This is a genomic window from Micromonospora sp. NPDC047753, from assembly GCF_040642735.1.
Lineage (GTDB): Bacteria > Actinomycetota > Actinomycetes > Mycobacteriales > Micromonosporaceae > Micromonospora.
In genome coordinates, this window is record NZ_JBEYSL010000720.1 from 1 (window position 1) to 2,544 (window position 2,544).

A 2,544-nucleotide genomic window follows, 5' to 3' on the forward strand; every position below is an offset into this window, starting at 1 on the left:
CCACCACAACTCCATCATCGACGGAGGAGTTGCCGCCGTCCGGGAGACCCACTATCGCGCGATCTTGCACTTTCTGCGGTGACACAGGTGGCGTAAGCCGCATTACGGCAGCACAAAGTGCAAGATCGCGTGGGATGGGGTGCGTGGGCTGGGGTGGGGATGTTTTGCGGTTGGTTGCTTGGGGCAATTAAGGCGTCGACTACATCTCTCTCTTGAAGGACGGCTTTCCGTGGAAATCTCCGGCTTTTTCGCCGCCATCATCATCGGCCTGGTCATCGGCGCGCTGGGCCGGCTGGTCGTACCAGGCAAGCAGAACATCCCCATCTGGCTGACACTGCTCATCGGTGTGGTCGCGGCGATCCTCGGCACACTCGTCGCCGGTGCCCTCGGCGTTGACGAGACCAGCGGAATCGACTGGATCGAGCTGATCCTGCAGGTCGCTTTCGCCGCTGTCGGCGTGGCGATCGTCGCCGGTACCCACGGCCGCCGTCGGGTGCGCTGACCTCTCGCACCGTCGCGCCGCTCGCGACATCGCACCATCGCGCCGGCCCGCCCTCCACAGGAGGGTGGGCCGGCGCTGCGTCACCGTTCGAATGGGCCGGCCGTTCGGCGACCCGTCTGCCGTGCGCTGATGAATGCGCCCCGGCCTGATGCACGTCTCAGGGGAACGGAGCTGCGCCGCTCAGCACCGGCCGCCACCACGAGGCCCCCCGGGCATGCTTGCGTCGGTGCTGCCTGGCTGACAACGAGGCGGCTCGCATCACCGCATGACGAAGTTCGCCTGTCCGTGGTCATGGCGCGCGGCCGGCTCAGGGGGTAGAAACATGTCAACCCTTCGGTGCGACCCCACCCTCGGCCGCAGGGCTCAGAGAGCGCTCTCACCGCCCCCAGCTGCGCCGGAAGTACGCCGGCCAGCGGAGAGGACGAACCACGTGACAACCCTGTCCCGACGCGTACGCCGGAGATCCGGTCGTACCCTCCTGCTCGCCCTGGTGTTGACCACCGCCACCACGATGACCAGCACGGTGGCCAGCGCCGGCCGCCCGACGCACGGCGCACCCGACTTCGGTCCGAACGTGACGATCTTCGACCCGTCCATGCCGGTCGGCGAGATCCAGCAGACCCTCGACGCGGCGCACGCCCGGCAGGTCGACAACGAGATGGGCACCGAGCGGCACGCCTACCTGTTCAAGCCCGGCACGTACGGCACGGCCGCGCAGCCGTTGCAGGCCAAGGTCGGCTACTACACCGAGGTGTCCGGCCTGGGCGCCTCGCCCACCGACGTCACCGTCAACGGCAAGCTGGAGGTCTACAACCGCTGCCTCGCCGACGGCGGCACCGGCAACTGCCTCGCGCTGGTCAACTTCTGGCGCACCCTGTCCAACCTCTCGCTCACCATCAACGCTGCCGGCCAGGACGACTGCCGGTCGTCGGCGAACTTCTGGGCGGTCTCCCAGGCGGTGTCGATGCGCCGCCTGAACATCGGCGGCGGCGGTCTGTCGCTGATGGACTACTGCACCGCCGGCCCGCAGTACGCCAGCGGCGGGTTCATCGCCGACTCCCGGCTGCCGGCCACGACGAACGGTTCACAGCAACAGTGGCTGACCCGCAACAGTGAGGTCGGCAGCTGGTCCAACGCGGTGTGGAACCAGGTGTTCGCGGGGGTCGAGGGCGCGCCGGACGACGCCACCTTCCCCGACCCGCCGTACACCACCCTGGAGACCACCCCGCTGAGCCGGGAGAAGCCCTACCTCTTCGTCGACGGCAAGGGTCGCTACCAGGTGCGGGTGCCCGCCGCGCAGCGCGACAGCCGGGGCGTCTCCTGGGCTGACGGCATCACGCCGGGGCGCACCATCGGGATCGGCGACTTCTACATCGCCAAGCCGTCGGACTCGGTACGTGTCATCAACAGCCAGCTGGCGCGCGGCAAGCACCTGCTGCTCACGCCCGGCACGTACGACATCGCGCGCAGCATCGAGGTTCGGCGTCCGAACACCGTGGTGCTGGGGATCGGGCACGCCACGCTGACCGCCGTGGACGGCGCGATCCCGCTGGACGTGGCCGGTGTTCCCGGGGTGATCGTCGCCGGTGTCACGATCGACGCCGGCCTCGTCGAGTCGCCGGTCCTGCTGCGGGTCGGACGTGAGCACGGCCGCAACGCGAGCAGCCCGCACAACCCGACCACGCTCTCCGACGTGTACTTCCGGGTCGGCGGCCCGCACATCGGGCGGACGAACACCGCGCTGGAGGTCAACAGCGACAACGTGCTCATCGACCACACCTGGGTGTGGCGTGGTGATCACGGCGTCGAGGGCTTCACCGAGGGCGTCAACGGTGACACCGACCGCTGGCGTACGAACACCGGCCGCTACGGGGCCGTCATCAACGGCGACCACGTGACAGCGACGGGCCTCTTCGTCGAGCACTTCCAGCGCTACAACACGGTCTGGAACGGCGAGCACGGCACCACGATCCTCTACCAGAACGAGCTGCCACCGGAGGGCGTACTCACCTGTTCAACGCCTCCACCCACTGGCGGCCGAC

Annotated in this window: 2 protein-coding genes; both read left to right on the forward strand. The window is 68.6% G+C overall.

What is annotated here, in order from left to right; all coding sequences use genetic code 11:
• Positions 1–229 precede the first annotated feature (229 nt).
• Positions 230–502, forward strand: a complete 273-nt coding sequence (locus ABZ749_RS33685; protein WP_357235091.1) for a GlsB/YeaQ/YmgE family stress response membrane protein — start codon at positions 230–232, stop codon at positions 500–502.
• Between the two features lie 511 nt (positions 503–1,013).
• Positions 1,014–2,544 (forward strand): adenylyl cyclase (locus ABZ749_RS33690; RefSeq protein ID WP_357235094.1); only part of this gene is annotated, 1,531 nt, incomplete at its 3' end.